Here is a 1011-nt window from a genome sequence, read left to right on the forward strand (position 1 = left end):
ACAGACCAAGCTTTTTTTAAGTATGTACGCAATTTTAATGAGTATCAGAAACGTTCTATGTTTGGTGGTATCGGCTTGTTTAGCGATGACGCCATGTTTGCGCTTGTCAGCAATGATTGCTGTTATTTGCGCGGCGGTAATGGTTTAGACGAAGAATTTACTCTGCTTAATTGTGAAAAATACAAGCACGTCAAAAAACAGACGACGGCTACTGTAAACTATTATGACGTAACCGATTTATTTGAGTCCGGATTTACTGGCCTTGACGATTTGTTACGCAAATCTATTGATTGCTCAATTAAGGAGCGAAAATACCAAAAGTCTTCTGCAAGTAAACGTTTGAGAGATCTACCGAACATGCAGCTTACATTAGAGCGCATGGTTAAAAAGGCGGGTATTGATGATGTTGAAACCTTTTTGGAACTTGGTCCAGTTGAAGTGTTCAACAAAGTAAGAGTTGCTTACGGCAATGATGTTGACGTTAAACTGCTGTGGAAGTTTGCTGGTGCCATTGATGGTGTGCACTGGAAACTAATCCAAGAGCCGCGCAAAAAACAGTTACTGGCACTGTGTGAATAAGGCAACTGAACCACACAATGATTGACTCGTTTCTAATGGAGTTAGCGAGTCAGAAAAGTAAGTGTTAAAAGCAGAAAAGGGATGTTGATGTTTTTGACCACTTCATTTGAGTTAGTCATTTTATGAATAAAAAAACCGAGGCAATTGCCTCGGTTTTGCTTTTTTCACGCCAATTAGAACTTGAAGCGTGTAGTGAACATGATTTGATCACCGTAGAAATCGTTGATGCGAGCTTCAGCACCAAGAGAGAAAAGCTCTGTTGAATGGAAGCGCGCGTAAGCAGAACCTGTCCAATCATCATCGTTGTCGATTGAAACGTAACCAACTTTACCACCCACTTCAAGTTGAGGACCAAGCCATTGGCGAACGCCTAGGTTTAGCTCCATACCAACATCTGTGCTGCTTGAGCTTGTTGGCTGAACCACACGCATT

General features: G+C 41.5%; 1 protein-coding gene and 1 pseudogene. One reads left to right on the forward strand and one right to left on the reverse strand.

Annotated elements, in window-relative coordinates; translation table 11 throughout:
• Positions 1–579: TfoX/Sxy family DNA transformation protein (locus tag R8N28_RS27320; RefSeq protein ID WP_318183930.1), on the forward strand; the 579-nt coding region annotated here is incomplete at its 5' end.
• 173 nt (positions 580–752) lie between these two features.
• Here the strand turns inward: R8N28_RS27320 and R8N28_RS27325 are convergent.
• A pseudogene (locus R8N28_RS27325) lies at positions 753–1011 on the reverse strand (hypothetical protein); the annotation flags it as partial.

The organism is Vibrio sp. Vb1554, from assembly GCF_033344235.1.